Origin of the sequence: Micromonospora sp. WMMD975, from assembly GCF_029581215.1 — a bacterium.
GTDB lineage: Bacteria > Actinomycetota > Actinomycetes > Mycobacteriales > Micromonosporaceae > Micromonospora.
On sequence record NZ_CP120739.1, the window covers coordinates 5,729,772 to 5,751,533 of the forward strand.

General features: G+C 71.2%; 21 protein-coding genes. 10 read left to right on the forward strand and 11 right to left on the reverse strand.

What is annotated here, in order from left to right:
* Nucleotide 1: 1 nt before the first annotated feature.
* The 3 genes from O7613_RS25475 (at nt 2) to O7613_RS25485 (ending at nt 1,819) form a co-directional block, all read left to right on the forward strand.
* Complete coding sequence (locus O7613_RS25475) at nt 2-634, forward strand: phosphoribosyltransferase family protein (RefSeq protein ID WP_282290383.1); 633 nt, start codon at nt 2-4, stop codon at nt 632-634.
* Nucleotides 635-657: 23 nt separating this feature from the next.
* On the forward strand, nt 658-1,044 hold the full coding sequence (locus O7613_RS25480; protein ID WP_281585834.1) for a zf-TFIIB domain-containing protein: 387 nt from the start codon (nt 658-660) through the stop codon (nt 1,042-1,044).
* Between the two features lie 94 nt (nt 1,045-1,138).
* Entirely contained in the window at nt 1,139-1,819 is a 681-nt protein-coding gene (locus O7613_RS25485) for a maleylpyruvate isomerase N-terminal domain-containing protein (RefSeq protein ID WP_282290384.1), read from the forward strand.
* 11 nt (nt 1,820-1,830) lie between these two features.
* Here the strand turns inward: O7613_RS25485 and O7613_RS25490 are convergent, their stop codons facing one another.
* Both O7613_RS25490 and dnaB read right to left on the reverse strand, forming a co-directional pair.
* Nucleotides 1,831-2,769: a helix-turn-helix domain-containing protein gene (locus O7613_RS25490; RefSeq protein ID WP_282290386.1), complete on the reverse strand. Its 939-nt coding sequence runs from the start codon at nt 2,767-2,769 to the stop codon at nt 1,831-1,833.
* Nucleotides 2,766-4,169: a replicative DNA helicase gene (gene dnaB, locus O7613_RS25495; RefSeq protein WP_281585831.1), complete on the reverse strand. Its 1,404-nt coding sequence runs from the start codon at nt 4,167-4,169 to the stop codon at nt 2,766-2,768. The genes O7613_RS25490 and dnaB overlap by 4 nt, the downstream gene beginning before the upstream one ends.
* 394 nt (nt 4,170-4,563) lie before the next feature.
* Between dnaB and O7613_RS25500 the strand changes: the two genes are divergently transcribed.
* Nucleotides 4,564-6,108, forward strand: coding sequence for a hypothetical protein (locus O7613_RS25500; RefSeq protein ID WP_282290389.1), 1,545 nt, complete (start codon nt 4,564-4,566; stop codon nt 6,106-6,108).
* A gap of 130 nt (nt 6,109-6,238) precedes the next feature.
* Here O7613_RS25500 and rplI read toward each other — a convergent pair whose 3' ends face one another.
* From rplI to rpsF, 4 genes are all read right to left on the reverse strand, one after another.
* Nucleotides 6,239-6,685, reverse strand: a complete 447-nt coding sequence (gene rplI / locus O7613_RS25505) for a 50S ribosomal protein L9 (RefSeq protein WP_281585829.1) — start codon at nt 6,683-6,685, stop codon at nt 6,239-6,241.
* Between the two features lie 14 nt (nt 6,686-6,699).
* A complete protein-coding gene (gene rpsR / locus O7613_RS25510; RefSeq protein WP_007073789.1) occupies nt 6,700-6,939 on the reverse strand; it encodes a 30S ribosomal protein S18 in 240 nt (79 codons plus the stop codon).
* A 41-nt stretch (nt 6,940-6,980) separates the two neighbouring features.
* A complete protein-coding gene (locus O7613_RS25515; protein ID WP_175441301.1) occupies nt 6,981-7,517 on the reverse strand; it encodes a single-stranded DNA-binding protein in 537 nt (178 codons plus the stop codon).
* Between the two features lie 81 nt (nt 7,518-7,598).
* Nucleotides 7,599-7,889 carry a 30S ribosomal protein S6 gene (rpsF, locus tag O7613_RS25520; RefSeq protein ID WP_088643630.1) on the reverse strand — a complete coding sequence of 97 codons (291 nt, stop codon included), beginning with the start codon at nt 7,887-7,889 and terminating at the stop codon, nt 7,599-7,601.
* 621 nt (nt 7,890-8,510) lie between these two features.
* Between rpsF and O7613_RS25525 the strand changes: the two genes are divergently transcribed.
* Both O7613_RS25525 and O7613_RS25530 read left to right on the forward strand, forming a co-directional pair.
* Complete coding sequence (locus O7613_RS25525) at nt 8,511-9,290, forward strand: deoxyribonuclease IV (protein ID WP_281585828.1); 780 nt, start codon at nt 8,511-8,513, stop codon at nt 9,288-9,290.
* 68 nt (nt 9,291-9,358) lie between these two features.
* The gene (locus tag O7613_RS25530; RefSeq protein ID WP_282290390.1) at nt 9,359-11,650 is read left to right on the forward strand and encodes a hypothetical protein; all 2,292 of its coding nucleotides are present in this window, start codon (nt 9,359-9,361) and stop codon (nt 11,648-11,650) included.
* 83 nt (nt 11,651-11,733) lie between these two features.
* Here the strand turns inward: O7613_RS25530 and O7613_RS25535 are convergent, their stop codons facing one another.
* The 4 genes from O7613_RS25535 to O7613_RS25550 form a co-directional block, all read right to left on the reverse strand.
* Nucleotides 11,734-12,210 carry a hypothetical protein gene (locus tag O7613_RS25535; protein ID WP_282290391.1) on the reverse strand — a complete coding sequence of 159 codons (477 nt, stop codon included), beginning with the start codon at nt 12,208-12,210 and terminating at the stop codon, nt 11,734-11,736.
* 59 nt (nt 12,211-12,269) lie between these two features.
* Nucleotides 12,270-13,832, reverse strand: a complete 1,563-nt coding sequence (locus O7613_RS25540) for a glycosyltransferase 87 family protein (RefSeq protein WP_282290392.1) — start codon at nt 13,830-13,832, stop codon at nt 12,270-12,272.
* Between the two features lie 122 nt (nt 13,833-13,954).
* Nucleotides 13,955-16,801, reverse strand: coding sequence for a transglycosylase domain-containing protein (locus O7613_RS25545; protein ID WP_282290394.1), 2,847 nt, complete (start codon nt 16,799-16,801; stop codon nt 13,955-13,957).
* A gap of 194 nt (nt 16,802-16,995) precedes the next feature.
* Complete coding sequence (locus O7613_RS25550; RefSeq protein ID WP_282290396.1) at nt 16,996-17,442, reverse strand: DUF5318 domain-containing protein; 447 nt, start codon at nt 17,440-17,442, stop codon at nt 16,996-16,998.
* A 176-nt stretch (nt 17,443-17,618) separates the two neighbouring features.
* Between O7613_RS25550 and O7613_RS25555 the strand changes: the two genes are divergently transcribed.
* Together O7613_RS25555 and O7613_RS25560 are read left to right on the forward strand one after the other, a co-directional pair.
* Nucleotides 17,619-18,257, forward strand: coding sequence for a PadR family transcriptional regulator (locus O7613_RS25555; RefSeq protein ID WP_281585823.1), 639 nt, complete (start codon nt 17,619-17,621; stop codon nt 18,255-18,257).
* 23 nt (nt 18,258-18,280) lie between these two features.
* Nucleotides 18,281-19,360, forward strand: a complete 1,080-nt coding sequence (locus O7613_RS25560; protein ID WP_281585822.1) for an inositol-3-phosphate synthase — start codon at nt 18,281-18,283, stop codon at nt 19,358-19,360.
* A gap of 214 nt (nt 19,361-19,574) precedes the next feature.
* Here O7613_RS25560 and O7613_RS25565 read toward each other — a convergent pair whose 3' ends face one another.
* The gene (locus tag O7613_RS25565; RefSeq protein ID WP_281585821.1) at nt 19,575-20,054 is read right to left on the reverse strand and encodes a methylated-DNA--[protein]-cysteine S-methyltransferase; all 480 of its coding nucleotides are present in this window, start codon (nt 20,052-20,054) and stop codon (nt 19,575-19,577) included.
* 67 nt (nt 20,055-20,121) lie between these two features.
* On the opposite strand from O7613_RS25565, the gene O7613_RS25570 reads away from it, so the two are divergent.
* Nucleotides 20,122-20,631, forward strand: a complete 510-nt coding sequence (locus O7613_RS25570) for a SigE family RNA polymerase sigma factor (protein ID WP_281585820.1) — start codon at nt 20,122-20,124, stop codon at nt 20,629-20,631.
* Complete coding sequence (locus tag O7613_RS25575) at nt 20,628-21,725, forward strand: hypothetical protein (protein WP_282290399.1); 1,098 nt, start codon at nt 20,628-20,630, stop codon at nt 21,723-21,725. Before O7613_RS25570 ends, O7613_RS25575 begins: the two co-directional genes overlap by 4 nt.
* Nucleotides 21,726-21,762 lie beyond the last annotated feature (37 nt).

Sequence of the window (21,762 nt, forward strand, 5' to 3'; positions counted from 1 at the left end):
GATGACCACCTACCGCGACCGGACCGAGGCGGGACGGGACCTCGCCGAACGCCTCACCGACCTCGCCGGCCGGTCCGACGTCATCGTCCTCGGCCTGGTCCGCGGCGGCGTGCCCGTCGCCCGGGTGATCGCCGACCGGCTCCAGGCCCCCCTCGACGTGCTCGTCGTCCGCAAGCTCGGCGTGCCCTGGGCGCCCGAGGTGGCGTACGGCGCTCTCGGCCCCGGCGGGGTGCAGGTCCTCAACGACATGGTCGCCGGCCGGATCAGCGAGAACGACCGCGCCCAGGTGCGCCGCCGCGAGCAGGCCGAACTGGACCGTCGCGAACAGCGCTACCGGGACGGACGCCCGCCGCTGGACCTGACCGGCCGCACCGCCGTCATCGTCGACGACGGGCTCGCCACCGGCGCCACCGCCCGCGCCGCCGTGCAGGTCGCCCGCCACCTCGGCGCCGCCCGCGTGCTCGTCGCCGTCCCGGTCGGATCCGAGCAGGCGTACGAGATGCTCACCGCCACTGCCGACGCGGTCGTGAGCAGCCAACTCCCGCCCGACTTCGCCGCCGTCGGCGCCTACTACGACGACTTCCACGAGGTCTCCGACGACGAGGTGACGCACGCGCTGACCGCCACCGCGTGAAATCACCCGGTACCGTCGATGCCATGCAGCTCACCTGTCCCAAGTGCCGTGGAGACATGCGCCAGTACGAGCGCAGCGGAGTGATCATCGACCAGTGCGGCGAATGCCGCGGCATCTTCCTCGATCGCGGCGAGCTTGAGAAGCTGTTCGACGCCGAGGCGAACTGGAACCAGAAGCACGGCAACGCCCCGCAGGTGGCGACGCCCACCGCGGCCGGCTACCCGCCGCCCCCGCCCACCGCCGCACCGCAACAGCCTGGGTACGGCGCCGTTCCCCCGCCCCCACCTCCGCCGCCGCCCGGTCACGGCTACGCGCAGCCCGCGTACGGCCACGGGCAGCAGCACTACGGCTATCACGGCCACTACCGCAAGAAGAAGAAGCACGGCTTCCTCGGCGAACTCTTCGACTGATGTGTAAGGAGGGGGCCCTTCTTAACGCCTAGGCGATAGGAAGGGGCCCCGCCTAACCGTGCCGACCACCGCGCGCCGTGGCAGGCTCACCCACATGAGCCCGATCCGGCCGCACGAGGCACTGGCCCAGGCGTACGCCGGCATCACCGCCGCCGTCACCCCGCTCGACGACGCCGGCCTGCAACGACCGACCCGCTGCCGGGGCTGGCTCGTCGCCGATCTGCTCGTCCACGTGCTCGGCGACGCCCAACGCGCGCTCGTGGCGCTGGCCAGCCCGGTGCCCGGCCCGGCCGACGTGGACGATGTCAGCTACTGGCGCGGGTTCACCCCCGGCGACGACGACGCCGGCGCGAAGCACGCCTGGTGGGTCCGCCGTTCGGCCGCCGCCTTCGACCGGCCCAGCGGCGTGGTCCGGATCTGGTCCGACACCGCCCCGGCCGCCGTCCGCGCCGCCGCCGCAGCGGACCCGGAGGGGTACGTGACCACCCAGGGGCACGTGCTGCGCGTACCCGATCTGCTTGCGACCCTGACCACCGAGGCGGTCGTGCACCACCTCGACCTGGTGCTGGACCTGCCGGACGCGCCGCTCCCGGCGGCCGACCCGACCCGGGTGGCGGTGACCACGATGGACGGCCTGCTCTGCGACGACGCGGTGCGACCGGCCGGCTGGGACGACCACGAATATCTGCTCAAGGCCACCGGGCGGGTGCCGCTGACCGACCGGGACCGGTTCGAGTTGGGCGAGGCGGCGGGCTGGTTCCCCCTCCTGGGCTGACCGGGCTCAGATCAAGCTCTTCCGCACTGCCGTGTGATCATTCGGGCTGCGATTTCCGCCTTACGGGCCAGCGCCGTGCCGGCGTCCTCATACAACAACTTGGCTATTCGCTCGGCCGGTCCGCACGTAGTCCCCACGCTGAAGATGCTCTGGTGCGGTCGCACCGAGAGTCCGACGATTCCTTCACACTCGAGGAATGCCACGAACGACTCCAGCAGGTGCCGCCGTCCCACGACCCTGAGTTGAGCAAGCGAGGCAGTGCTCGGGGCAGGCCGCTGATAGATGCCAAGCGAGCCGTCGCCATCGACAACGCCGCGCCAGAAGTCCCGTGAGGCCACCAGCCGTTCATCGAGCGTCTGCTGATACCGACCCAACTCGATGAGCCGGTCCGCCAGCCGCTGGGAGCGCACGGAGAACTGGCACGAGCCGTGAGTTGGACTCGTCGGCGAGATGCTGTTCTGACATCCGAGATAGTTCCGGAGCGCGACCAGGTGTTCCCGGTCCCGTGCGGCTAGACCGACCGAGATTTGCGGCAGGTGACCCGCCCGGTAGCTGACGCACCCATCGGCGAACAGGAACCCGAGCCAGTAGCAGGTATCTGGCTCGAAGCTGTCGAAGGCGTCGTGCCGCAAGCCGTGCGACACGGACTGGATCTCCACGCCCCTGCGCAAGAGCAGGCCACGCACCGACGGTGCCGTCACACCGAACTCAGCAGCGATTCGGCTGAGTGAGGCTCCACCGACGAACCTGCTCACGACCTCGTTTCGCTGGGCGTCCGTCAGCTTGCCCGTGCGACGCCCCGCTACTCCGTTGGCGCGGAGCACCGCCCGAACCGCCTGCCTTGTGACGCCAAAATGCAGGCCGATAGCTGTGAGGCTTTCACCACTGGCCGCGCGGCTGATGATCTCCTTCCGCTCGATAGGAGTCAGCCGGTGACCAACGTTGGTCATACGATCGCCATGTCCACGAATCGCGACAGGTGTAGCTGGGCAGCGACCGTCACCGTGTCGGTCGGACCGTTCCTGTGTTTGGCGATTATGAAGTCCGCCTCCCCCGCCCGGGGCGACTCCTTGTCGTAGTAGTCGTCACGGTGCAAAAGTATTACAACGTCTGCATCTTGCTCAATAGATCCCGATTCACGCAAATCGGACAACTGAGGGCGCTTGTCGGTGCGCTGCTCCGGACCACGGTTCAGCTGACTCACCGCGATCACCGGGCACTCGACCTCCTTGGCCAGTAGCTTCAGGCCACGGGAGAGGTCCGCGACCTCCTGCTGCCGACTCTCGGTGCGCTTCGGTGAGGTCATCAGCTGGAGGTAGTCGACGACGATCAGCTTCAGGTCGTGCTTCTGCTTGAGCCGGCGCGCCTTCGCCCGGATCTCCATCAGGTTCATGCTCGGCGTGTCGTCGACGAAGAGCGGCGCCTCGCTGATCTCGCCCATGCAGCGCGCCAGCTTGGTCCAGTCGTCGTCGGAGAGCTGCCCGCTGCGCAGCACGTGCAGTGGCACGCGAGCCTCGGCCGAGAGCAGTCGCATGACGATCTCGACCTTGCTCATCTCCAGCGAGAAGATGGCGGCGGCCTGGTTGGCGCGAATGGCGGCATTTCGGGCAAAATCCATTGATGCGGTCGATTTGCCCAGACCAGGCCGGCCGGCCACGATGATCAACTGCCCCGCGTGCAGGCCGTTGAGCAGGCGGTCGAGGTCGGTGAAGCCGGTCGGCACACCGGTCATCACGCCGCCCTGGGCACCGACCGCCTCGATCTCGTCAAGCGTCGGCTGGAGCATGTCGGCCAGGATGGCGAAGTCCTCGCTCACCCGCTTCTCGGTGATCTCGTAGACGGCCTGCTGGGCGAGGTCGACGATGTCGTCGACGTCGCGGCTGCCGCCCTGGCCGGTGCCGTAGCCGAGCTGCACGATCCGGGTGCCGGCCTCGACCAGCCGGCGGAGCACGGCCCGCTCGCCGACGATGCGGGCGTAGTAGGCCGCGTTGGCGGCGGTGGGCACGCTGGCGATCAGGGTGTGCAGGTAGGGCGCGCCGCCGATCCGGGCGAGGTCGCCGGCGTCGGCGAGCGCCGCCGCGACCGTGATCGGGTCGGCGGGCTCGCCGCGGCCGTAGATGTCGAGGATCGCGTCGAAGATGGTGGCGTGCACCGGGCGGTAGAAGTCGTTGGTCTTGAGGATCTCCACGACGTCCGCGATGGCGTCCTTGGAGAGCAGCATGCCGCCGAGGACACACTGCTCGGCGGCCACGTCCTGGGGTGGTGTCTTCTCGAAGGACGCATCCCGCCGTGGCGGCTCGGACGGTTGCCCCCCGGTCCGGTCCGCGCGCGTCTCGTCGGTGACCGACACGGGTTCCCCCCTTGCTGCGTCGGATCGTGTCCAGCTCTATCGCCGGGGTATGACAACTTCCGCCGACCCTCCGGTCGATCGGGGGTCATCGCCCGGCGGTCGCTGGCTACGATACGGAACCCGAGGTCAGCCACCAACAGGGCCGGTGGACGAGCCTCGGGACAACCTGTGGACGCAGGGGGGTCGGCATGTGCGCAGGGTGTGCACAGGGTGTGGAAAAGTGATGGGGAATTCCGGGCCAATCGCTTCTGAGCTGGGCCTTTCCCGTCCCCACCCTGTGGACGGAAGATTTCAGGTCGAGCCTTTGCGCCGTTCGTCCCGTACTATCGCTGCGAACGGCTGCACCTTGACAGCGGATTGCACTTTTCGGGTTGAGAGAGGTCACGCTCCGGCCGTGAGACACCGGGACTGGGGAAGCGGGGAGGACAGCCCGCGCGAGCGCCGGCCGAGCGGTTCCTGGGACGATTCCGCCGGTCCGCGCCGGGTCGACTCGTACGTGCCGGAGCGCCAGCGCACCCCGAGCCGACGGCGGGCGATCGAGCGTGGCCAGGACGAGCCGGTCGACGCCTATCTTCCGCGTTGGGCGGTGGAGTCGGGGATCAGCCGGGCGGACGGCGGCGGGCGCCACGCCGCGCCGGACGACGACGAGACCGACGTCGAGGCGGAGTCGCCGTCCTCGGGCGGCGGTTGGCGGGGTGACGTCGGGTGGCGTCGGGACGAGGGCCGGCGCGAGCTGCGGGCCATCGGCGCCGGGCCGGTGTCGGACCACACCGCCGAGTGGACCATCGACGCCCCGCACGAGCGGGGGTACGTCGGGAGCCGGCGGGCCGAGTCGGAGGACGAGCCGGTGTCGGGGACGGCGCCGCGGAGCCGTCCCCGTCGGGCGGCCACCCGGCGACCGCAGGTGACCTGGTCGGGGCTGCCGGAGGAGGCGGGCTCGGATGGTGACACCGGCGGGTGGGCGGCCGAGCAGCCGACCCGGCGGAGCCCGCGGTCGACGACGGGTTCGTCCTGGCCGCCGCCGGCGGTGGACCCGTGGGATCGGGGCCGTTCGGCCGAGCCGGATCCGTGGGACCGGAGTCGGGCCGTCGAGCCGCCGCCGGCGGAGCAGCCGGCGGTCGATCCGTGGGACGCGTCGGGCGTGCACGCGTGGGGTCGGACGTCCACCGGCAACCGGTGGGAGCAGGCGGAGCGCGGGTGGGACCGGACGGAGCACACCGGCGAGTGGGACCGGTTCACCGACACCGGGCACCTGGACCGGGTGCGCGACACCGGCGACCGGCATCCGGCGGTCGACCCGTGGGAGCGTACGTCGCCACCGGTGCGGGAGGGCTGGGCGTCGCCGGAGCAGGTCGAGGAGTTCTGGTCGGGCACCCGGTTGGCGGGGGACGACCCGCGGTGGATGGAGACGCCGACGTCGGCGCCGCGGTCGCCGATGGTCGCGTACTCCGCTCCGCGTCCGCAGAGCGCGCCTCGGCGTCGGTCGGCGGAGCCGGTCGGGTCCGGTGGTTCGGCCGGCCGGTGGGGGGCGGGTACGGTCGGCGGCGGTTCGTGGAGCCGGCGGATCGAGGACGACCTGCTGGATCCGGATCCGGGTGGGCCGTTGCGGCCGTTGGTCTACACGGCCGCCTGCTATCTGGTGCCGGCGGTGCTGCTCTTCTTCGGTCTGGTGTTTCTGGACGGGGCGGCCCCGCCGGGGTGTGTGACGGACATCAGCGGTGGTGGCTGCGACTCGCCCCGGGCGCACGCGTTCGCGTCGTTGTCGGCGGCGGTGCCGCGGTTCGGGCTGGCGTTGGTGAGCAGCCTCGTGGTGGCGGTGCTGTTGCGTCAGGTCGGGACGACGTGGCGGTCGGCGACGGTGGCGTTGGCGGCGGCCGTGGTGGGTGGTGGACTGTCCACGGTGGTGATCAGCGCGGTGACCGGTCAGGCGATCGGCTGACGCGGGACGCGGCGGCCTCTGACGCGGGACGCGGCGGTCCCTGACGCGGGACGCGGCGTTCGTCGTCGAGAGCGGAAACGGCCCGCGCCGGTTGTCCGGTGCGGGCCGTTCCGTGGTGCGGTGTGTCGCGTCAGTCCTTGACCACGTGCAGGTCGAACTTGGCGGTCACCTCGGGGTGCAGCCGGATGCTGACCGGGTAGGCGCCGAGCGACTTGATGTGGCCGGGCGTCTCCAGCCGGCGACGGTCCAGGGTCGGACCGCCGGCGGCCTTCACGGCGTCGACGATCTCGGCCGGCGTGACCGAGCCGAAGAGTCGACCGCCGTCGCCGGCACGGGCCTTCAGGTTGACCTTCAGGCCCTCGAGCTGGCCCTTGATCTCGTTGGCGTGGTCGAGGTCGCGGACGTCCCGGGCCGAGCGAGCCCGCTTGATGACCGTGACCTGCTTCTCGGCGCCCTTGGTCCAGCCGATCGCGAAGCCCTGCGGCAGCAGGTAGTTACGGCCGAAGCCGTCCTTGACCTCGACGATGTCGCCCGGAGAGCCGAGGCCGGACACCTCCTGAGTGAGGATGATCTTCATGTCCGTCCCCCCTCTCAGCGGGCCGTGGCCGTGTACGGCAGGAGCGCCATCTCGCGGGCGTTCTTGACCGCACGGGCGATCTGCCGCTGCTGCTGCGAGGTAACGCCGGTCACCCGCCGAGCGCGGATCTTGCCGCGGTCGGAGATGAACTTGCGCAGCAGCGCGGTGTCCTTGTAATCGATATAGGTGATCCCGTCCTTGTCGAGCGGGTTCACCTTCTTCTTCGGCTTGCGCAGTGCCGCAGCCTTCGCCATTGCTCTTGCTCCTGGTTTGCGATCGCGGGCGCTCGGCGCCATCAGAACGGGGGCTCCTCGTCGAAGTTTCCGCCGCCCGAACCGGCGCGGGAGGGGGCCGGTGCAGCCGAGGCCCAGGGGTCGTCGAAGTTGCCTCCGCCGCCACCCTGGCCACCACCGCCACCACCGCCGAAGCCGCCGCCTCCGCCACCGGAGCGGGACATCTTCTGCACCTTCGCCGTGGCGTAGCGCAGGGACGGGCCGATCTCGTCGACCTCCAGCTCGATGACGGTGCGCTTCTCGCCCTCGCGGGTCTCGTACGACCGCTGACGCAGCCGGCCGGACACGATCACCCGGGCGCCGCGTTGCAGCGACTCGGCGACGTTCTCGGCGGCCTGGCGCCAGACCGTGCACGAGAGGAACAGCGGCTCGCCGTCCTTCCACTCGCCGGACGCCTTGTCCATGAACCGGGGCGTGGAAGCGACCCGGAACTTGGCGACCGCCGCGCCGGAGGGGGTGAACCGCAACTCGGGGTCATCGGTCAGGTTGCCGATGACCGTGATGGTGGTGTCTCCTGCCATGACCATCTCCTCGCGCACTCATCGTTGTGTCGTACAGGCTCTCAGAGCCCTCCGACATCGCGGATGAGGCTTGATCCGGACGTGTCGGGTCCTAGATGCTCAGCGCATCTCCGGGCGAATGACCTTGGTGCGCAGCACCGACTCGTTGAGTCGGAGCTGACGGTCCAGCTCAGCCACGGCCTCCGGCGTCGCCTGGAGGTCCACGACGGCGTAGATGCCCTCGGCCTTCTTGTTGATCTCGTACGCGAGGCGCCGGCGGCCCCACACGTCGGTCTTCTCCACCGAGCCACCCGCGGTCCGGATCACGTTCAGGTACGTGTCGAGAGACGGGGCGACGGTGCGCTCCTCGAGGCTGGGATCGAGGATCACCATGACTTCATAGTGACGCAAGACGTGCTCACCTCCTGTGGGCTAGGCGGCCACGGTCCTTCCGTGGCAGGAGGTCGTGCGTCGTGGCCCGCCCGACGCCGGGGGAACCCGGCCGGACGCGGACAACCGCACCAGGATAGCCGGTCCGGACGATCATGCCCGGGCCGGTGGTCCGGACGGCCCGGGACGCGGCGACAGGGGCCCACCGCCGGCATGGCGCCGGGCAGGTGGGCCCCTGTCCACGGGGCCGCGGGGCGTCCCGTCCGCATTCCTTGGGTGGGACCTGGGGAGGAACGACCACACCGATGAGGTTGGATCGAGGACGCCCCGCGGAGCTTTATCATGCTGTCACCTGGTCTGACCATACAACGGCTCTCGTCACCACTTGGGGTAAATGCAGGAATTCGTCCAACTGGCGCGCCGAGCCTGGATGACGGGAGATCCCGCCCCGTCGTGCCGGGCCGCACGGCGGGGCGTCCCGTCGCCGGGGGCCCGCCTCACCCGTCCCGTGCTGTGGACCACGTCCGGGTGAAGCGTCGACCATCGATCCCACCTCGGACAACGACCGCCGGGCCGGGTGGTGACGCGGCCGTCCCGCGCGCGGCGCGGCGGGTGTCACCGTCGCGACGTAGGCTGCCCTGCATGCGAATCGGAGCCCACGTCGATCCGACCGACCCGCTGGCCGAGGCGAACGCCCGGGGTGCGGAGGCGGCGCAGTTCTTCCTCGCCGACCCGCAGGGCTGGAAGGCCCCGAAGCCGCGGGCGGACGCCGAGCGCCTGCGCGCCGCCGACGTCGACCTCTACGTCCACGCGCCCTACGTGATCAATGTGGCCACGCTCAACAACCGGATCCGCATCCCCAGCCGCAAGCTGCTCCTCGGCCACGCCACCGCCGCGGCGGCCGTCGGGGCCAAGGGGTTGATCGTGCACGGCGGCCACGTCAACGCCGGGGACGACCGCGCCGTCGGCTTCGACAACTGGCGCAAGACATTCGCGTACGCGGCGGACGCCGGCGGCTTCCCGCTGCCGGTCCTGATCGAGAACACCGCCGGCGGTGACAACGCCTGCGCCCGGCACCTGGACGCGCTGGCCCGGCTCTGGGACGCGCTCGACGGCCACGAGGTCGGATTCTGCCTCGACACCTGCCACGCGTACGCCGGCGGTGAGGAACTGCTGGGCCTGGTCGACCGGGTGAAGGCGATCACCGGGCGGATCGACCTGATCCACGCGAACAACTCCAAGGGCGCCTTCAACTCGGGTCAGGACCGGCACGACAATCTCACCGGCGGCACGATCGACCCGGATCTGCTGGTGGCCGTGATCCGGGCGGCCGGCGCGCCGGTGATCGTCGAGACGCCCGGCGGCGTCGAGGGCCAGAGCGCCGACATCTCGTTCCTGCGCGGCCAGTTGGGCACGGCGTGAGCATGGAGCACTCCGGCACGACCGACCGGTCCGACGCCGCTTCGCGATCGACGTCCGGGGGCACCCCGGTGGGCGAGCAGAAGCCGACGCCGGGCGGGGCGGACGACAAGCCGCAGGAGACCCGCGCGGACGGCCCACCGGCCGACGCCGGAAAGACCACGCCGGCCGCTCCCGCGCGGACCGACGCCGGGAAGAACGACCGCGCCGGAAAGAGCCGCGACGCCGGGAAGAACGGCCGCGCCGGAAAGGGCAACGAGGCCGGGAGGAACGGCCGCGCCGGGAGGAGCCGCGACGCCGGGAAGAACGGCAAGGTCGGAGCCGGCGACAGGGCCGTCGCGGCGGCCGACGCCACCGGCGACGCCGACGGGGACGAGGCCGACCACGCGACCGCCGCGAACGGCCGGAGCAAGACCAACAGCGACCGCGACGAGGGCAAGCCCGCCAGCACGACCGACGACGAGAGCAAGCCCGCCGGCGACCGCGACAAGAGCAAAGCCGACGGTACGGACGGCGACCGCGACGAGAGCACGGCCGACGGTACGGACGGCGGGCGCGACAAGAGCACGGCCGAGGGTACGGACGACGAGCAGCCGGCGGATCCGTGGACCGCGTTCGGGCCGGCGCCCGAGCCGGTGCTGGGCCGGGCCCGCCGGGCGGTCCGCGCGGTGGGCCGGTTCCTGGCGCACGAGTGGACGCTCGCCGCCGTCGCCGCGCTGGCGGTGGCCGCGGCGATGACCTGGCCCACGCTGCGCTACCCGCGTTACACCCTGCCGCAGGACTACTGGGACCCGAGCCTTCAGGCGTGGCAGATGGCGTGGTCCGGGCACATCCTGCGGACCGACCCGGCGATGCTCTGGCACTCCAACACGTTCTTCCCGGAGAACTGGAGTTTCGCCTTCTCGGACACGCTGCTCGGTTACGCCCCGGCCGGCCTGATCGGTGTCGGCCCGGAGCACGCCGTGCTGCGCTACAACATCATGTTCGTGCTGGCCCACGCGCTCGCCGCGTTCGGGGCGTACGCGCTGGCCCGGCAGCTCGGCGCGGGCCGGATCGGCGGCGCGGTGGCCGGCGCGAGCTTCGCGTACGCGCCGTGGCTGCTGGCCCAGGCCGGGCACCTGCACATCATCTCCAACGGCGGCATCCCGCTGGCGCTTGCCATGCTCGCCCGCGGTCACGGCTGGTCGCTGCGGTACGGCTACCGTCCGCGGCGGCGGCACGCGGGCTGGGCGCTTGCCGGTTGGCTGGTGGCCACGTGGCAGCTCAGTCTCGGCTTCGGCATCGGGCTGCCGTTCGTCTACCTGCTGGCCGGCGTCGGGCTGGTCGCGGTGGTGGTGTGGTTCGTGCGGCGGCGCTCGGTGAAGCGTCCGTTCGGCCGGCGGCTGCTCCTGGCCGACCTGGCCGGTGGGCTCGTCTTCGCCGCGGTGGGCGTGCTGCTGGCGATTCCGTTCTTCACGGTCGCCGAGGCGCATCCGAACGCGGCGCGCTCGCTCGCCGAGGTCCAGCTCTACTCGCCGCCGGCCAGCGGCTTCTTCACCGCGCCGGCCGAGTCCCGGGTGTGGGGCGAGCTGCACGAGGGTGCGCGGGCCGTGTTGCCCTGGTCGCCGGAGATGACGCTGCTGCCGGGCTTCGCGCTGTACGCGCTCGCCGCCGGCGGGTTGTTCTTCTCCGTCTGGCGGGTCCGCCACCGGCTCTTCCTGCTCGCCGGGGTGCTGGTGACCATGGCGCTGGCCATGGGCACCCGGTTCTTCGATGGCCGGTTCACCTACGTGCCGCTCTTCGACTACCTGCCGGGCTGGAACGGTCTGCGTACGCCGGGTCGGACGATGCTGTGGACCACGCTGCTGCTCGGGCTGCTCGCGGCCGGCGCGGTCACCGCGTTCTGCGCCCGGGTGCGCGAGCTCGCCGCGGAGCGGGTTCCGCCGTGGCCCGGCCCGTGGTTGCGGCTGGCCACGTTGTTGCCGCTGCTGCTGGTGCTCGTGGAGGGGTTGAACGTCACCCCGCACCCGGTGGTGCCGCAGCAGCCGGCGGTGATGCGTACCGTCGACGGGCCGATGCTGGTGCTGCCCAGCAGCCCGAATCTGGACCAGCCGGTGATGCTCTGGTCCACCGACCGGTTCCAGCCGATGGTGAACGGCGGCAGTGGCTTCACCCCGGACTCGCAGGCCCGGACCCGTGACGCCACGGTCAGCTTTCCCGACTACGCCAGCATCGACTACCTGCGGCGGATCGGGGTCAAGACCGTGGTGGTGCTCCCCGAACAGCTCGGCGGCACCCCGTGGGAGGGGATGCTCGACCGGCCGGTGGACGGGCTGGGCGTGACCCGGGAGCAGGTCGACGGCTCGGTGGTCTACCGGTTGTGACGCCTGCGCCTCACGGCTGCGCGTTGCGGTCACGCGAAGGGACCGGGCGTCCCTGGCCGGCAGGAGCGGGGAGGCGCGTCGACTCAGTCGCTCAGACGGACGACCTTGTCGATTCGTCCCGGCCGCCGGTCCAGTTCCGCGCCGCAGGTCACGTCGACCATCGTGACGCCGGGGTTCGGGTCCACCGCGCCGGCCAGCCGTACGCAGAGCCGGATGTGCACCTCGGCCGCGACGAATCCGCCGCCGCTGCCGACGCCGTCGTACGCGACGTCCACCTCGTACCGGCCGTCCGGGGTGGCCCGGCGGGCGAAGACCGTTCCGTCGCGGCCGGCGGACGCGGCGGCTTCGGCGAGCGCGTCCAGTCGCCCTTCCGGGCCGAGTGCCGCCGTGTCCGCGTCGGCAAGCACGGCGTCGGCGGCGCGGCGGGCGAGTGCCGCCCGGGAGCGGACCGCTTCGGTCGCGACCTCCGTGGCGGTCCCGTGGGAGTCGACCACGGAGCATCCGGCCAGGCAGAACAGGGCAACGCCCACGAGGATCGACGTGCTCCTCGTGGGCGTCATCCGGATGTCTCCGGTCACAGGCCCATCACCACTCCCCCGGATGGCGGGCCGACGTCAACTCAGGCGGTCGCGTCGGCCGGGGTGGCCGCCGCAGGTGCGGCCCGCTGCCGCCTCCGCGTCAACCAGGGCGCGTCGGGCGCGCCGTCGAGCACCCCGCCGTCGGGGTCGTCGGCGTAGGTCTGCCGGACGGCGTCCTCCTCCGGTCGCAGGATGTCCCGGATGATGAAGCCGCAGAGCACCGCCACGGTGATCAGGCGCAGGCTGGAGGCGAGCACGAACACGCCCTCGGGGAAGATCGGCCGGGAGGTGGCGGTGCCGAGCAGTTCGCCGTAGAAGGCGGCGAAGTAGCAGACCTCGGCGAACTGCCAGGCCAGGAACGCGCCCCAGCGGGGTCGGGCGAGCACCGCGAGCGGCAGCAGCCAGAGCACGAACTGCTGCGACCAGACCTTGCTGAAGATCAGGAAGGCGGCGACCACCAGGAAGGCGAGCGGGGCCAGCCGAGGTCGGCGCGGGGCGAGCAGCGCGAGTGCGGCCACGCCGAGACAGGCCAGCCCGAACAACAGGTACGACACCCAGTTGAGGGTGGCGATGTTCGCGTTCAGCCATTCGAACGGGCCGAGTTCGCCTGGCGCGGACGGGCTGATCCGGCCGTCCAGGTAGCGGCCGATGTACCAGAGCGTGCCCCAGTCGATGGGGCGGGTGGTGTTCAAATCGAAGAAGCGGCCCCAACTTTCCCGGTAGGGGATGGCGACCGGCAGGTTGACCGCGACCAGCGCCACCAGGGCGGTGGCGGTGGCGGTGAGCCCGGCCCGCAGTCGACCGGCGCGCAGCGTGAGGACCAGGATGGGGCCGAGCAGGAACAGCGGCCACATCTTCGCCGCGCCGCCGAGCCCGAGCAGCGCGCCCGCCGCGCCGGCCATGAGCAGCTCACGCCGGTCGGATCGGGTGCGCGCCCAGGCCAGCAGCCCGAACGCGGTGAGGCCGACGGCGAGCAGGTCCCAGTTGACGGTGGCGGTGAGCACCAGCGCCGGGGCGAGGGCGAAAAGCGCCGCGTCCCATGGTCGTCGGCGGCGCAGGTTGAGGATGACCGCGACGGTGGCGACCGCGAGCGCGCCCAGGACCAGCGCGTTGAGGTTGTAGAACCACTGCCCCTGGTTGATGGTCGGCTTGTCGACGCCGAGGGAGTGCACCGGCAGGCCGAGCGCCCCCATGAAGTATCCGGTCAGCACCGGGTATTCCACCGGGTGGTCGGCGTAGGGCACCTTGCCCTCGTTGAGCCCTTCGGCGTAATAGAGCGCCAGCACGTCCGTGTAGCACATCCGGGTGTACTGGACGTTGTTCTGCCAGGCGCCGTCCTGGCAGGGCGACTTCTGCACCCAGTGCAGGGCGAGCGTGAGGCAGACCAGGGCCAGCACGATCCGCGCGGCGGTCCAGAACCGGCCCTCGCGATCGGCCGGCCGGTCCAGGGCGACGGCGTGGTCACCGAGCGGCCCGCCGATCAGGCCGGACGTGCCTCGCACGAACCAGTCCGAACGGGACGGGTGGTCGGCGGTCGCTCCGGGTCGGGGCGCCTCCCCGGACGCGCCGGGCTCATCGATGCCTGCGGTCGACTGGGTGCTCATGGAGACGCATCCTGCCGTACCCGAGGGCTCGGCGTCCCGCCGCGTGCGGGAAAATTCCGGTACGCGAAACGCGGCGGCGGCCGGACCACTCGGGTCCGGCCGCCGCCGTCAGGTCGTACGCGTCAGTTCGTCTGTCGTGTCGGTGGTGTGCTCGGCAGGATTCCGCCGCCTCGGCCACCGCCGCCGGGGCCGTTGGGCGGACCGTCACCCTGGTTGCCACCCTGGTTTCCACCTTGATTGCCACCCTGGTTACCGCCCTGGTTACCGTCGGGGCAGAACAGGCCCAGCGGGTCGCAGTTCTGACCGCCGGGTCCCGGCGGCGGGGGCGGAGGTGCCGGCATCTCACCGTTGCCGGCGTCGTCCTTGCCGATGTTCGCCGCCGGCGGGAAGTCTTCCTTGTCCTTGCCCTTGAGCGCGTCGTTCATGAAGCGCTGGAAGATCTCACCCGGCATCCGGGCGCCGCTGATGTCCGCGCCGCCCTTGGTCTTGATCGCCTTGCGGTCGCCCAGGTTGCCGACCCAGACCGCGGTGGCGAGCTGCGGCGTGTAGCCGATCATCCAGGCGTCGCCGTTGCGGGTGCTGCCGTCGCCGAGTTCCCAGGTGCCGGTCTTCTCGGCGGCCTTGCGACCGTCGTCGAGCCGGCGGTTCACGTGGGCCGGGTACTGCTCCAGCACGGAGGTGACGTCGGCGACGATGTCCTTGTCGATCCGCGGCTGGGGCTTGAGCTTCTCGCCGCCGACCGTGTCCCACTTGCCGGTCTGCGGGTTCTGCTTCTGGACCTTCTTGATGAAGTGCGCCTTGTTGTAGACGCCCTGGTTGGCGAAGGTGGCGACACCGTTGGCGTGGTCGAGCACGGTGATCGGGTACTGGCCGTAGCCGATCACGTTGAAGAACGGCGACGGGGCCAGGTCCTTCGGGTCGGCCTTGGTCAGGTCGTACGCCTTGGCCGGGTTGGTGTCGGTGCGCCACATGGTGGTGACGCCGGCCTGCTTGGCCATGTCGAGCACCTTGTCCGGGCCGATCTCCTCGGTGATGTAGTAGAACGGCACGTTGAGCGACTTGAGCGTCGACGCTTCGAGTGTGCAGGAGTCGCCGCAGGAGACCTTGTCGGCGCCGGCGTTGCTCACCTTGAACTTGGTGTCCTTCGGCGTGAACGCCGTGCCCTTCCAGCGTGACTTGATCGAGATGCCGGCCTTGAGTGCCGCCGCCAGCGTGTAGATCTTGAAGCTCGAACCCGGCGAGTGGCCGCCGCTGAGCACGCCGTTGTCGACGTTCTTGCCGGCGTAGTCAGTGCCGGTGCCGTTGTCGCCGCCGTAGTAGGCGCGCACGCCGCCGGTCTTCGGGTCGATGGACACCACGGCGGCCATCAGGTTCTTCGGCTCCCCGTCGAGCGCGGAGCCCTTCTTGGCCCGCTGGGCCGCGTCGAGCACCGCGTCCTGCATCTTCTTGTCGATGGTGGTGGTGATCTTGTAGCCGCCACGGCTCAGCGCCTTCGCGCAGAGCGGGGTGTCGTTCGTCACCTTGGCCTCGTCGTCGGTGCAGAGGTTCATCTCGCGCAGTTCCTGCGAGACGTAGTTGACGACGTTGCCGTACGGGGTGTCGATGCCGAAGCCGCCGGCGCTGTTCTTCGACGGCTTCGCGATGTTCTTCGGGTATTCGGTGGGGTGCGCCGGCATGTTCGGCGCGTCCAGCCACTTCTCGCTGATCATGCCGTTGACGACGTAGTTCCACCGGTCCAGCGCGTCCGTCGGGTTGACCGCCGGGTCGTAGCCCTGGTGCGTGGCGCTCGGCTCGGGCTGCTTGATCAGCGCGGCCAGCACGGCGGCCTCGGCGACGGTCAGCTTGTCGACGTTCTTCTTGAAGTAGGTCTGCGCCGCCGCCTGGATGCCGTACGCGCCGCGCCCGAAGTAGATCACGTTCAGGTAGTGCTGCATGATCGCTTGCTTGTCGTAGCGGTCGTTCAGCTTCGAGGCGAGGATCGCCTCCTTCACCTTGCGGCCGTACGAGTCCTCGTTCAGGTTGTCGAACGCGTTGCGGGCGTACTGCTGGGTGATCGTCGAGGCACCCTGCTTGTCGCCGCCGCTGAGGTTGTTCCACGCGGCCCGCGCGATGCCCTTGTAGTCGACGCCGGAGTGGCGGTAGAAGTTTCGGTCCTCCGCCGCCGCGACCGCGTGCTGGACGTGCTCCGGGATCTGGTCGATGGTGACCAACTGCCGGTTCTGGTCGCCGATCCGGGCGATGGCGGTCTTGCCGGTCGAGTCGTAGACGGTGGTGGACAGCGGCGGAATGGTGTCCTCCGGAAGCACCACCTTCGTGGAATACCAGGTGAAGGTGACCACGCCCATGCCAGCGAGCATGATGAACACGGCGAAGCCGGCGATCAGCATGTTGAGCCGCCGGCGCTTCTTCGCCCGCGCCGAGTCCTCGCCGCGACCGCCTCGACCACCGCGGCCGGGGCCGGTCGGGCCACCGGGGCCACCGGGGCCACCCGGCCCGCCGCCGGAGTAGCCGGGCACGCCGGCCCGGGCCACCGCGGCACGACCGCCCACCGGCGCGGCGCCGACGCTCGCCCGCCCGGCGCCGCCCGCGCCGACCCGGGCCGCGCCCACGCTCGCCGCGCCCACCGAGGCGCGTCCGGCCGGTCCGGCCGGGGAGACCGGGACCGACGCCCGGCCGGCGCCGGCACGCCCGGCGGCACCGGGCGCCGGCGAGACCGGCACCGAGGCGCGGCCGGCTCCGGCGCGGCCCACCGAGGCCGAACCCGCGGCTCCGCGCGGCGCCGGAGCGGCACCGCCGACCGAGGCCCGGCCGCCGGCGCCGCGCGGTGTGACCGAGGCGCGTGCCGCGGCGCCGCCCTCCGGCGCGCCGGACCAGCCGTTCCCTCGCGGGCTCCGCTCGGAGCCCGGGTCGCCGTTCGGGCCCGGGATCTGGGCCCGCCCACGCGAAGAACTGGAATCGCCGTAGTTCATTCCTCACACCCTGCCGGTCGCGGTGGGACGCGGGGGCGTCGCCACCGGGTTGCCGTGAGCTGGAACACGGGACGCTACCTGCCGGCCGTGCCGGCGCGCACCCGTCAAATCCGACCTATTCGGATCAATTACGCTTAATGACTGTCGGCCGTGCCGCCCGGGGATCGGGCCGGCGACGATCGGGACAGCCGCGTTCACCGTTGCGCCTCTCGCCTTCGCCGAGGGGTGGAGCCGTCGACGACGGCCGATCCGGTCGCGTCCGGCGCCTCGCCCGCGAGCCCGTCCCGCCCGAGCAGGAACTGCTCGACGAGGTGGTTCCAGTCGCAGCCGGGGCAGACCTCCACCACGAACACCTGAAACTCACGCAGCGTCATGGCCAGGACGGGCAACTCCGCCCGGGTACGCGCCTGACCGGCCGACTGCTTGAGTTCGTCACAGTAAATGTAGTGGACGTGGATCAGGTTCTCGCTGCGGCAGATGGGGCAGCGGCGGTCGGTCGGCTCACCGTGGAAGCGGGCGGCATTCTTCAGGTACGGCGAGGCGTCGCAGACGTCGTACGTGCCGATCCGCCCGGCGAGGAGTTCACGCAGCACCGCTCGCTTCTGGAGCGAGTAGTCGACCACCTGGCGCTGCGTACGCATGCCGAGAAGGGTACGCGCTCCGTCGGACCGGGGCGACCATGGTCACGATCGGTGATGATCGCGTCGCGTAACCGGGGGTTTGCCCTGGCCACCCGTCTCCGCTACGGTTCGATGTATCGGCCCGATACATCGCGGTGGTTAGCGCTCCGCGCAGGGGGAAAGAAGGGACGGCGCCCGTGCTCGAGTTCGCCATCCTGGGCCTCCTGCAGGAGGCTCCGATGCACGGCTACGAGCTGCGCAAGGAGTTGACCGCCAAGCTCGGCGCCATACGGGCGGCGATCAGCTACGGCTCGCTCTACCCGACCCTGCGCCGGTTGCAGGCGGCGGGATGGATCACCGAGGCCGCCGAGACACCCGCGACCGCCGAGGAGGTTCCCGCGTTGACCAGCCGACGTGGTCGGGTGGTCTACACCATCACCGCGGAGGGCAAGGAACGCTTCGCCCAGCTCATAGCGCAGGCTGGACCCGAGACGTACGACGACACGGGCTTCGGCGTGCACTTCGCGTTCTTCGCCCGGACCGACCAGGCCACCCGGCTCCGGATCCTGGAAGGTCGCCGTCGCAAGATCGAGGAACGTCGCGAAGGTCTTCGGGACGTGCTCGGCCGGGCAGCCGAGCGCCTCGACGCGTACACCCTGGAACTGCAGCGCCACGGGCTCGACGCCTGCGAGCGCGAGGTCCGCTGGCTGGAGGAGCTCATCGCCAACGAGCGCTCCGGCCGGGCCCCGACCACCCCGGAACCCCGGACGGCCGGCGGCCGAGGAGACAACGACAGCCCGCCCACGCCTGGAACGTCCAGGTCAGAGCGGCCGTGATGAAGAAGAAGGAGGCAGACGCTATGGGCTCCGTCCGCGTCGCCATCGTCGGTGTGGGTAACTGCGCCTCGTCCCTCGTGCAGGGCGTGGAGTACTACCGGAACGCCGACCCGACCGACCGCGTCCCGGGTCTCATGCACGTCACCTTCGGCGACTACCACGTATCGGACGTGGAGTTTGTCGCGGCGTTCGACGTGGACGCCAAGAAGGTGGGCATGGACCTCGCGGAGGCGATCGTCGCCAGCGAGAACAACACCATCAAGCTCTGCGACGTGCCGCCCACCGGCGTCAGCGTCCAGCGCGGTCCGACCTTCGACGGTCTGGGCCAGTACTACCGCGAGATCGTCGAGGAGTCGGACGCCGAGCCGGTCGACGTGGCGCAGGCGCTGCGCGACGCGCAGGTCGACGTGGTCGTCTCCTACCTGCCGGTCGGCTCCGAGCAGGCCGACAAGTTCTACGCCCAGGCCGCGATCGACGCCGGTTGCGCGTTCGTCAACGCCCTGCCGGTGTTCATCGCCTCCGACCCGGAGTGGGCGCAGAAGTTCACCGACGCCGGCCTGCCGATCGTCGGCGACGACATCAAGAGCCAGGTCGGCGCCACCATCGTGCACCGCGCGCTGGCGAAGCTCTTCGAGGACCGTGGGGTCGAGCTGCTGCGCACGTACCAGCTCAACTTCGGCGGCAACATGGACTTCATGAACATGCTGGAGCGCAACCGCCTGGTCTCGAAGAAGATCTCGAAGACCCAGTCGGTGACGTCCCAGATCCCGCACGAGATGCAGAAGAGCGACGTGCACATCGGCCCGTCCGACCACGTGCCGTGGCTGGACGACCGCAAGTGGGCGTACATCCGTCTGGAGGGCCGTTCCTTCGGTGACACCCCGCTGAACGCGGAGCTGAAGCTCGAGGTGTGGGACTCGCCGAACTCGGCCGGCGTCATCATCGACGCCGTCCGGGCCGCGAAGATCGCCCTGGACCGGAAGATCGGTGGCCCGATTCTCTCCGCCTCGTCCTACTTCATGAAGTCCCCGCCGGAGCAGTACGCCGACCACGACGCGCACGCCGCCGTCGAGTCCTTCATCAAGGGCGAGGTCGAGCGCTGACGCGCTGACGCGCTGACGCCAGCACATCGGAGGGCCGGGTCCGTCGGGACCCGGCCCTCGCTGGTTCTGGTGAGCCCTTCCGGGCGTACGAAGGTCGTCCCGCCGGAGAAGCGGTGATCATGAGGTTGGCGGCGACAAATCGGACGGCGGGGCGCCGCCAACCTCATGATCACCGCGCTGAGGGCCGGCGGAGGTGGGTAGGTGGGAAGGACGGTCAGGACCAGGCGTGCCGCAGCGCGACTCCGGCCTCCAGCTCCAGCAGGGTCACCTTGCGGGGCAGCCCGCCGCCGAAGCCGACCAGCTTGCCGCCCGCGCCGACGATCCGATGGCAGGGCACGATCACCGGCACCGGGTTGCGATTGCACGCCACCCCGACCGCGCGGGCCGCGCCCGGGTCACCGAGCGCCCGCGCCACCTCGCCGTAGGTGGTCGTCTCCCCATACGGGATGCGGGTCATCTCCCGCCACACCGCCCGCTCGAACTCGGAGCCGCGCGGCGCCGACACCGGCACGGTGAACGCGGTCAGCTCACCGGCGAAGTAGGCCCGCAGCTCGGTCACGGCCAGCCGGGACGCGTCGTCGCCGGGCTCGTCGGCTGCGGAGGGCACCCGGCCGAAGTGCGCGCCGCGCACCGCGTCGGCGTCGGTGCCGACGGAGAACTCCCCGATCGGCGAGTCGAGCACGGTCCAGCGCATGCCGCCCATTGTCGCGCGGCGGGCAACGTTTCTCGCGCACCGGGCGTCTGAGAGACGGAGGTGGACGGTGGCCGAGGTCGACGGGGAGTTCACCGCGTTCGTCAACGAGCGGGGAGCGGCCCTGCTGCGGGTCGCGTACGCGCTGGCCGGCAACCAGCACGCGGCGGAGGACCTGCTGCAGAACGCGCTGGCCAAGACGTACGCCCGGTGGTCCCGGATCCACGGCGACGCGGAGCCGTACGTGAAACGGATCCTCTACCACGACCAGGTCTCCGGCTGGCGGCGGCGGGCGCGGCGCGCGGAGGTGCCGGTGGCTGACCTGCCGGAGCGGCCGGCCGCCGGTGACGACAGTGACCTGCGGCTGCTGCTGCGGGACGCGCTGCGCGCGCTGCCGCCCCGCCAGCGGGCGGTGCTGACGCTGCGCTACCTGGAGGATCTCAGCGTCGAGCAGACCGCCGCGCTGCTCGGCTGCCGCCCCGGCACCGTGGCCAGCCAGAGCGCCAAGGCGCTGGCCCGGCTCCGGCAACTCGTGCCGGCGCTCGACGAGCTGACCACCCCGGCGGAGGTGACCCGATGAGCACGTCCCTGGACGAGACGCTGCGGACGGCCGTACGCGACCTGGCCGCCGACGCGGCGCCCGCGCCGGACCTGGCGTGGCGGGCGATCGGCCGGGGTCGCCGGTTGCGTCGCCGGCGGCGGGTCGCCACGGCCGCCGCCGTGCTTGTCGCGGTGGTCGCGGTGACCCTGCCGTTCGTGCTGCTCCGGCCCGCCCCCACCCCGCCGCCGACCACGCCGCCGGTCACCGTCACCCCGTCGCCGGTGCTCCGGACCGAACCCGGCGCGGACTGGGCGGACAGCCCGCTGGTGCTACCCGGCGAGTGGGTGGTCACCCGGGCGCAGGTGACCGGCGGTTCCGGCAGCGGGTTCCTGCTCGACCGCGGACGCGGGCGATACTTCGCCACCGACCGCTACGACGGCATCTACCCGGCGCCGACCGGCTCCCTCGTCGCGGTCCGGGACGACGACCGCCCCCGGGAGATCGGCCTGTTCGACCTCACCACCGGAAAGACCCGGTGGTACGAGGTGGGCCGCGCGCTGTCGGCGCCGAGCTGGTCGCCGGACGGCCGGCGGCTGCTGTTCACCACCGACCAACTCGACCGCTTCGGCTTCATCGTGCTCGGCACCGACGGCGCGAAGCGCTACCACTTCGTCGACAGTCAGCGGTTCCTCTGCACCGACTACTGCTTCTTCCTCTGGAGCCCGGACGGTCGGGAGGTGCTGCTCCAGCAGACCGATCCGAGTCGCCCCCGGTCCGAGGCGGTCCGGCATCCCCGGCGGGGAGTCCAGTTCTTCTCCGCCGACACCGGCCGCCCGACCCGCTTCGAGCCGCTGCCCGGAGACCCGGCCGGGCCGTGGTCCTGGTCGCCGGACGCAAAGCTGGCGGTCGTGCAGGGCCAGCAGGAGCCGCTGCTGGTGGAGACGGCGACCGGCCGGGTGGTGAACCCGCTTCCGAGCGCCGACGTCGTCTGGGTCACCGGCGATCGACTGCTCTACCGCCTGCCGTACGGGTCGGGTGACTTCGCGCTCGCCGACACCACCGGCCGGGTACTGGTCCGCCAGCCGCTGCCGAGACAACTTGTCGACCTGGCGGTGACGATCGCGCCGCGCTGAGCGCACGCTCAGCCGAAGCTGAACGGCCGCTGGACGC

What these genes read in the sequence shown, in the direction of transcription:
- O7613_RS25475 (WP_282290383.1), top strand. Translation starts at nt 2, where the DNA reads ATGACCACCTACCGCGACCGGACCGAGGCGGGACGGGACCTCGCCGAA.
- O7613_RS25480 (WP_281585834.1), top strand. Translation starts at nt 658, where the DNA reads ATGCAGCTCACCTGTCCCAAGTGCCGTGGAGACATGCGCCAGTACGAG.
- O7613_RS25485 (WP_282290384.1), top strand. Translation starts at nt 1,139, where the DNA reads ATGAGCCCGATCCGGCCGCACGAGGCACTGGCCCAGGCGTACGCCGGC.
- O7613_RS25490 (WP_282290386.1), bottom strand. Translation starts at nt 2,769, where the DNA reads ATGACCAACGTTGGTCACCGGCTGACTCCTATCGAGCGGAAGGAGATC.
- rplI (WP_281585829.1), bottom strand. Translation starts at nt 6,685, where the DNA reads ATGAAGATCATCCTCACTCAGGAGGTGTCCGGCCTCGGCTCTCCGGGC.
- rpsR (WP_007073789.1), bottom strand. Translation starts at nt 6,939, where the DNA reads ATGGCGAAGGCTGCGGCACTGCGCAAGCCGAAGAAGAAGGTGAACCCG.
- O7613_RS25525 (WP_281585828.1), top strand. Translation starts at nt 8,511, where the DNA reads ATGCGAATCGGAGCCCACGTCGATCCGACCGACCCGCTGGCCGAGGCG.
- O7613_RS25535 (WP_282290391.1), bottom strand. Translation starts at nt 12,210, where the DNA reads ATGACGCCCACGAGGAGCACGTCGATCCTCGTGGGCGTTGCCCTGTTC.
- O7613_RS25540 (WP_282290392.1), bottom strand. Translation starts at nt 13,832, where the DNA reads ATGAGCACCCAGTCGACCGCAGGCATCGATGAGCCCGGCGCGTCCGGG.
- O7613_RS25545 (WP_282290394.1), bottom strand. Translation starts at nt 16,801, where the DNA reads ATGAACTACGGCGATTCCAGTTCTTCGCGTGGGCGGGCCCAGATCCCG.
- O7613_RS25550 (WP_282290396.1), bottom strand. Translation starts at nt 17,442, where the DNA reads ATGCGTACGCAGCGCCAGGTGGTCGACTACTCGCTCCAGAAGCGAGCG.
- O7613_RS25560 (WP_281585822.1), top strand. Translation starts at nt 18,281, where the DNA reads ATGGGCTCCGTCCGCGTCGCCATCGTCGGTGTGGGTAACTGCGCCTCG.
- O7613_RS25565 (WP_281585821.1), bottom strand. Translation starts at nt 20,054, where the DNA reads ATGCGCTGGACCGTGCTCGACTCGCCGATCGGGGAGTTCTCCGTCGGC.
- O7613_RS25575 (WP_282290399.1), top strand. Translation starts at nt 20,628, where the DNA reads ATGAGCACGTCCCTGGACGAGACGCTGCGGACGGCCGTACGCGACCTG.